Below are 7,066 nucleotides of genomic sequence, written 5' to 3'. Positions count from 1 at the left end.
GCGGCCGATCAGTCGACCTCGCATCCGTGCCATCAGGGTAACAATTGCTGATGCGGCAATACGGGGGGTCAATATTGCAGGCCGAATGACAACCTGAGCAAATCTTGTCCGCCATGCCTCAATAAGCGGACCTCGTGGAGCGATGCTGCCACTTCGCCGAAGGGCCAGACTCGGTCCTGCAGGCTGTCCTTGCTGCAGTCCGGTCTTTACTCAGAAGCTGTTGTTCGGTCCGATCGAGGAGCCGCGCCGTCCCGTCATTTTCGAGAGGCGAGGCCCCTTGATCTATGCGAGTCGGCTTCCGTGGCCGAAAGATCCACGTTTCAGTTGCTGGCTCGGCCCATTTGGGTGCGAGAGTCGGCTACGACGAACTACTCTCGGGTAGGCACTATTTTCCACTCGGCGCGTTTCCCGTTGCAGTCGCCGTGGTCCCCGCTTGTTGCGGCTGCGGCGGCGGTGCCTTAGGAGCCGACGTCAGCATACGAATCTTCCATTGCCCATTCTCACGAACATCAACAGCAGTCCAAATAGCGGTTACTTCTAGGGGGCGCCTTTCTCACTCTTACCGGTAATGTGAGCTTCGCCAGTTGATAGGGCCATGTTTTCTGACAGCGGCTGAACTTCGGTCACCTTCACCTCGAGGCGACTAAGTCCAGCTTTGAAACCGTCTTCGTAAAACTTGGTATTATCGGGCTCAATTCCATTCTGAGTAACACGCAGGTAGTTCTTCGTATAAAGTTACGCCTGGGCGCGCTCGCGGGCTCCTTGCGCATGGATCATCGGGCCCATAATCCGGCCGCTCCAGACTACCTCTCCACACTTTTCGCGGAGGATTCCGCAGGTGCCTCGCCGATTGGTCGTTGCCCAATAGCAGAAGGCAAGTTGAATCCCGAGCGGCGAGTACCATGGTTTCGATGAAAGCTTGATGGGCAGGCGAGATCTCCGCGCTATCGTCTCATCATACAGGTAGCGAAGATGCGAGGCCGGGCCAAGTTCTGTGTAACGGCGAAGTCATCTTAGGCAGTCGCGACGTCATTCGTTTCAGGCCAAAAGCCGAATTTTGACGTAAGGGCTGGCGGTTGTTTGTTTTCGTAGGGCAATAGACCTCTGCTACAACACCTCAGCACGGACCTGAGCCACGCCACGTTCAGTTATCCCCAAGCTGCGCGCCGCGCCGAGCGAGAGGTCGAGGACGCGGCCACGGACCCAGGGTCCGCGGTCGGTGATACGAACCACCACTGACTTATTCGTCTCAAGATCAATGACCCGGACTCTCGTGCCGAACGGCAGACGGCGGTGCGCCGCGGTTAGTAGATTCCGATCAAACGATGAACCGCTCGCTGTCTTGCCTTTGGAATACGAATAGTAGGAGGCTTTTCCGGAAATGACTCGATTGTAAGATTGACCGCCTGAACGATCTTTCAACAGCTCTTCTCCGTTCGGAGGTTGCGCTTGTGGCTCCTCCTTCTTTATCTGATCGGGTCCTTCAGGAGCCGGCTCCGCGTGAGCCTTCGGAATGATGGACCATCTATCATTGAATGTTTGCCCGACAGCAGGGGGCGCATGAAGTCCCGTCCAAGTCGAGACTATTGCAATCACGATCTTTCCAGAAAGCGGACGCATGATCGACCTCGCTTCAAATCACAAAACAGAGAAAATAATGCAAACTCGCAAGGTGCGTTCCGGCACATCCGGGATTCATACGGTGATTAGGTGATTTCATACCGATGTTTTGAGCAATGTGCTGCAGGGCGGAACGTAGACGCAGTGCAGCAAGCAGATAGCCCGCTGGAACACTCAGGCGAGCGCCTCTAGAGCTTTCTGGCGAAGCGAGCGTCAACACCGCGTGTGCGTCCAGGCGTTGAACGGACCGCGACAATTCAGTGGGCGAGAGGCCGCGTAAGACGCTGCCCATGCTCCAGCCTCGCTCGCGCTGGATGCAAACGGACGAAAACGACCGGTTCGTCACGTTGGTCCGTGGTCGCCGCTCATGGGGATGTTGAAATCCCGCGGCAAGCTCCAGCTCGAGCTCAGTGATCCGCTCAAAGATGCGAGCAGCAATCGCCTCCGCCTCTCCGCGGATAAGGATCGATGCCCCTAAAGGATAGCTCGTCCCTGAGAACCTTCGCCACAAGCAATTGGATGGCCAGTGGATCAAAAATCCAAAAATCCTAAAATGACGATCCAACCGGAGCGTCGTGCCGCGCCATGAAGTCGATTTGAGATTGAGCTCGTTGTTGTTCGGTGACATCTTCACAACTGATGAGCCAGCCGCCATCGGATGTGGAGCGATGAGCGATCGAGACAACGCGTCCGTCGCTGAGCTGCTGGAGGTAGTGATGCGCCCTGCCTCGATAAGCGGACGTCGTGAAGTGATGCTGCCAGTTCGCCGAAGGGCAACAAGCTGACTTCGTCGGCATTATCGCTGCCGCGGCTTGAAGGGCCGTCGCGGCTGGGGGATTTATCCGGTCTCAAATGACTTGATGCGGAGCTATCGCTCTGATAATAATAATTATGATGGTTGCAAAAGCTATTACATTGCGTGGATCCTCGGAGGTCGACCCGGCGCCACAGCCTTATCGCCTCGTTCCGGCATATCTGATCCGGCGGCTGCACATGATCTCGACCGCTGTCATCGCCGAAGAATTTGAAGAGGAGGACATGAGCGTCCCCGAATGGGCGGTCCTAACGATCATTGAAAACCATCCGGAGATAGATCAGAGCCGCCTTGCCGAAGTGGTCGCCGTCGACAAGACAAACACTGGCCGACTGGTGGATCAGCTCGAGGCAAAAGGGCTGGTCGAACGGCGGCCTAATGATTCAGACCGGCGCGTCTGGATGCTCCGCTGCACCCCTCTCGGTCACAGGATCAGAAAGCGGCTGCGTCCACGAGCGCTCGCCACTCAAGAGAGGCTGCTATCCTGCCTCGAACCGGCGGACCGCGAGCTGTTCATCGAGTTAATGTCCAGAGTGGTCAGGGCCAACGAGAAATATGTCCGCCCTGGCGCCGGACGTCGAAAGCGGAAGTCGCGCTGAACGCAATTCGGAAGGAGTAGGCATGAGCATCTTCGTTCGCTTCTTCGCTGCCGTCGGTCTTCTCCTCGCCATCTCCTGCTGGAGTTCCAAGCTCATGGCGGCCGACTGGCCTCACCGGACGGTCCGCTTGATTGCACCCGTGCCGGCTGGAAGTGGTTCTGACTTCAGCGCTCGACTGTTTGCCGAACGGCTTTCAGAACAGTGGGGACAGCCCGTCGTCGTGGAAAATCGGCCCGGCGCCGACGGAGTGATCGGGGTCTCTGCTTTTCTCAACACGGAGGATGATCACACCCTGCTTTATGCCATCTCCGCAGTATTTACTTTGCTTCCAATTACGCACGAGAAGTTACCCTATGATCCTGTGCGTGACTTGGTCCCGATTTGCCCCACGTCGGACGTTGTCTTAGCGATAGCGGTGACCGGAAAAAGATCGATCCGTTCGCTCGATGATCTGGTTCAAACAGCTCGCGCCGAACCGGGCAAGCTGAACTGGTCAAGCTCGCCGGGCCTTCCGCCGTTTGTTGTTGGCGGATTCCTCAAGAATGCAAAACTGGAGCTCGCCTTTGTGCCCTATAGGGACCTTGCTCCTGCACTACAGGACCTGGGTGAGGGGCGCATAGACGTCTTCGTTCATGCACTTAGCGTGACAATGCCGCAGGTGCAGTCAGGGAGAGCTCGGCTCCTGGCGGTAGCGAGTGACGCCCGCGCACCCCTTGTCCCTGATGTCCCCACGGTCGCGGAGGCTGGTTTCCCGGACCTTCGCATGGACGGTGTGGTTGGCTTATTCGGCAAGCGCGGAATTCCGCATACCTTGCGAGACCAGATTGCATCCGCCGTCAGCGCCGTCGCGAACGATCCTGCCATCAGGCAAAGGCTGGCTCACGTCGGACAGGCCGCTCATCCAGGGACGGCGGCCGAATTTGCAGCTTTGCTCGACGAACGCCGTCGCAGTCTTGCTGACCTCGCGAAAGCAATGAACTTCAAGCCGACCCAGTGATTTTCGCAGCATCCGGACCATGCCAAGCCAGAACCGTCATCAAGGAGCGCATCCATGACAAGCGATCCTCGCCTCGACTTGCTGACTCTGATCAATGGCTTCCAGGTCACGAAGGCGATTAGTGTCGCAGCAAAGCTGCGGGTCGTCGAACATCTGAATGACGGCGCTCGATCGGTGGACGAGCTCGCGGTGCTGACGAAGAGCCATCCCGATTCGCTGTACCGGCTGTTGCGTGCGCTCGCCGCCATCGGTGTGTTCCGGGAGGAAGAAGGCAGATATTTTGCGCTCACCCCGGTCGGTGATTGCTTGCGTGCCGACTCCGCGACACCCGTCGGAGCCTGGGCGGAAGTGGTCGGAAGCCCCTATTATTGGCAAGCGTGGGGGCATCTGCTGCACAGCGTGCAAACGGGCGAGAACGCATTTCAACACTTGCACGGCAAAAGTGTCTGGCAATTCCGCGCAGAGTACCCCGAATACGGCGCGACCTTCGATCAGGCTATGGCGCAATTCTCACGGGACGGAGCCGACGCAGTTCTCCGCGGCTATGATTTCTCGCCGTTCAGTCACGTAGTCGACGTGGGTGGCGGGCGAGGCTCGATGTTGGCGGCCCTGCTATGCGCTCACCCTCACCTTGGCGGTACGCTGTTTGATCAACCCGACGTCGTCGCGGGAGCAAAGGCCGTTCTGGCAGAACGCGGCGTGCTCGACCGCTGCAAGATCGTGGGTGGAAGCTTCTTCGAATCGGTCCCTGAAGGCGGAGACGCCTATCTGATGCGGGTGGTCATTCACGATTGGGAAGACACGGAAGCTGCTGCTATCCTCACCGCTTGTCGGCGCGCGATGACCAAAGGCGCAAAGTTGCTTCTGATCGAACGGATTGTCGGACCTCCGAACGAAATGCCGGCAACCAAGTTCAGTGATTTGAACATGCTGGTCTCCCCCGGCGGGCGAGAGCGAACCCTTGAGGAGTTCGCGGAGCTCCTTGCCAACTCGGCCTTCGAGTTGACGCGGGTGTTTCCCGCTGGCATCCAGAATGTGATCGAAGCACAACCATGGTAGGCCTCGCGGCTTATCATTCGAGCCCAAGGACTGCGAGCCCGAACGTCTGCCTAAGGTCCAAACGTCCTCGGTCACGCTGAGATTGCTGCAAGGTCCGCAATGGGTCTTGGCCGTGTAAAAACACCCGTTCATGAAGTCGATGGGAAGCGAGGACCGGTTCGGTCTCAGGCCGCGATTGCAGCCATCAGCGGCTTGGTCCCGACGATGTTCATGACCCGTCGCGTTGGTGGCCTGCCATTGGGTCATTATGGAAGAGATGAAGGCGATGGTAACTTCAACAGCGCCGTTCACCTCGGGAGTCCATATCGCGCGCAATGCCACCGCTCACGCAACCGGTCACACATGCGCCGAACTCCAACCACCAGGACCAGTTTTGCAAAGGCACATTCATCATGGCTGGTTGCCGGACGAGTCCATCCAATAGTTCGCGGAACAGCAATTCCGGGCAATTACCGTCAACCACGTTGACAAATGGGAGGAGCGCCCAGCGCCACAGTGCCTGGGCCGGAAATCCCTGCGCTGGTAACGGTGTAATTCGCGCTTTGGCCCTGACTGACCTTGGCTCAGAACGCCGCGACGGCCGCTTCCGGGAGGTGAGCCGACCAAATCATGCAAGCTGCCGATCTGCAGCATGCTATGATGGAGGTTGGCCGCGATCTGGGATCAAGTAGATAAATTGACGCAACCCGGTGACAGAGGCATTCCATGACGAAGGGCTTTTTCTTTCGTGAGAAACTTGCGGCGTTGCTGCGCTTTAGTTCGGCGCCAAAATGGTCCGCAACTGCTCCTTCAATTGGTCGATGGAAAACGGCTTGCCGATCGCCGGCGCATTCCTGAATTCCTCCTCCAGCGGCGGCCCGCCGTAGCCCGTGCTGAACAGGAAGGGAATTTTCCGTGCGCGCAGGATGCGCGCCACCGGGAAAACCAAATCGCCCGCAAGGTTGACATCGAGAAGCGCCACATCGAATGATGCCGCGGTGGCAAGTTCGCATGCCTTTGGCACGTGAGCGGCCGAGGCGACCAGTTCAGTCCTAGTTCCTCGAGCATGTCTTCGATCATGAGGGCCACCAGACCCTCATCTTCGACCAGGAGAGCCCTTGCGCCGGACAGCTCAACCATTGGACGCGGCAGCCGCTACGGGAAACACCATACGGCAGCGGGTGCCCTCCGGCTCGAACACCAGATCGAACTCGCCCGCGAGGTCATGCTCTAGGCACCGCTCCATCAGTCGCGTACCGAAGCCACGCCGCTTGGGCGGCAAAACCGGCGGACCGCCGCGTTCGCGCCACTCGCATTCCACCGCATTTTGCGACACTTCGTTTGGGCCAAGCCGCCAAGTGAAGGACACAGTCCCATCGGGCACCGAGAGTGCGCCGTACTTGGCGGCATTGGTCAGAAGCTCGTTCAGCACCATGGTGATGCTCAGTGCGCTGCGCGCGTCCAGATCGACGTGAGGCCCGTCTGTCACTACCCGTCCGCCTGACACCGGAGCGACGACGTCGTGGACCAGCTGTTCGAAAGGTGCGTCCTGCCAGTTTCGCTTGGTGAGCAGGTCATGCGCGCGGGCCAGTGCAAGCAACCGTCCAGTGAACGTCGGCAGAAATTCCTTCAGGTCGCCCGCGTGGCGAGCCGTCTGGTTCGCAAGCGACTGCACGGTGGCCAGTGTGTTCTTCACACGATGGTTCAGCTCGTCAATAAGGACCTTTTGGGCGTTCTCGGCGCGCTTGCGCTCGCTGATATCGACCAGCATGTTGATGGCGCCGACCAGATTGCCGGCCGCGTCGCACAACGGCGTCGGATAAGGAATAAATGGTACGCGTCTGCCGTCCGGTCGTTCGGCTACGGCTTCGGCACCGCGGACCTCACGGTTCTCGCGCAGCGCGATGGCCATCGGGCATTCGTTGTGTGGCAGCGGCGAGCCGTCGGGCCAATAGAGCTTCCAGGTCACACACCATTCGTCGCCTGGCTGCGGCGTTC

The 7,066-nt window shown here is 58.7% G+C and carries 8 protein-coding genes; 3 read left to right on the top strand and 5 right to left on the bottom strand.

The window, feature by feature from the left end; all coding sequences use genetic code 11:
- Nucleotides 1-1,107: 1,107 nt before the first annotated feature.
- Genes IVB13_RS16855 through IVB13_RS16845 form a run of 3 tightly spaced genes read right to left on the bottom strand, consistent with a single transcriptional unit; the run spans nucleotide 1,108 to nucleotide 2,417 of the window.
- Nucleotides 1,108-1,620 (bottom strand): septal ring lytic transglycosylase RlpA family protein, encoded by a 513-nt coding sequence (locus IVB13_RS16855; RefSeq protein WP_247489735.1) that lies wholly within the window; start codon nucleotides 1,618-1,620, stop codon nucleotides 1,108-1,110.
- Nucleotides 1,621-1,633: 13 nt separating this feature from the next.
- Nucleotides 1,634-2,248 (bottom strand): hypothetical protein, encoded by a 615-nt coding sequence (locus tag IVB13_RS16850; RefSeq protein ID WP_247489737.1) that lies wholly within the window; start codon nucleotides 2,246-2,248, stop codon nucleotides 1,634-1,636.
- On the bottom strand, nucleotides 2,169-2,417 hold the full coding sequence (locus tag IVB13_RS16845) for a PAS-domain containing protein (protein WP_247489733.1): 249 nt from the start codon (nucleotides 2,415-2,417) through the stop codon (nucleotides 2,169-2,171). The genes IVB13_RS16850 and IVB13_RS16845 overlap by 80 nt, the downstream gene beginning before the upstream one ends.
- 94 nt (nucleotides 2,418-2,511) lie before the next feature.
- Here IVB13_RS16845 and IVB13_RS16840 point away from each other — a divergent pair, with 94 nt between their 5' ends.
- From IVB13_RS16840 to IVB13_RS16830, 3 genes are read left to right on the top strand one after another with little or no spacing between them, the layout of a single operon-like run.
- Entirely contained in the window at nucleotides 2,512-3,033 is a 522-nt protein-coding gene (locus tag IVB13_RS16840; RefSeq protein ID WP_247489730.1) for a MarR family transcriptional regulator, read from the top strand.
- A 22-nt stretch (nucleotides 3,034-3,055) separates the two neighbouring features.
- Complete coding sequence (locus IVB13_RS16835; protein ID WP_247489728.1) at nucleotides 3,056-4,030, top strand: tripartite tricarboxylate transporter substrate binding protein; 975 nt, start codon at nucleotides 3,056-3,058, stop codon at nucleotides 4,028-4,030.
- A gap of 54 nt (nucleotides 4,031-4,084) precedes the next feature.
- Nucleotides 4,085-5,089, top strand: a complete 1,005-nt coding sequence (locus tag IVB13_RS16830) for an acetylserotonin O-methyltransferase (protein ID WP_247489726.1) — start codon at nucleotides 4,085-4,087, stop codon at nucleotides 5,087-5,089.
- Between the two features lie 754 nt (nucleotides 5,090-5,843).
- Here IVB13_RS16830 and IVB13_RS40445 read toward each other — a convergent pair.
- Together IVB13_RS40445 and IVB13_RS16820 are read right to left on the bottom strand one after the other, a co-directional pair.
- Nucleotides 5,844-6,005, bottom strand: coding sequence for a hypothetical protein (locus tag IVB13_RS40445; protein WP_346732282.1), 162 nt, complete (start codon nucleotides 6,003-6,005; stop codon nucleotides 5,844-5,846).
- A 195-nt stretch (nucleotides 6,006-6,200) separates the two neighbouring features.
- Nucleotides 6,201-7,066, bottom strand: an 866-nt coding sequence (locus tag IVB13_RS16820) for an HWE histidine kinase domain-containing protein (RefSeq protein WP_276578391.1), incomplete at its 5' end; no start/stop codon positions are given.

The organism is Bradyrhizobium sp. 17 (genome assembly GCF_023073515.1).
Taxonomy (GTDB): domain Bacteria; phylum Pseudomonadota; class Alphaproteobacteria; order Rhizobiales; family Xanthobacteraceae; genus Bradyrhizobium; species Bradyrhizobium canariense_D.
The sequence above is the reverse complement of the archived record's forward strand: the minus strand, read 5'-3'. Positions and strand labels throughout refer to the sequence as shown.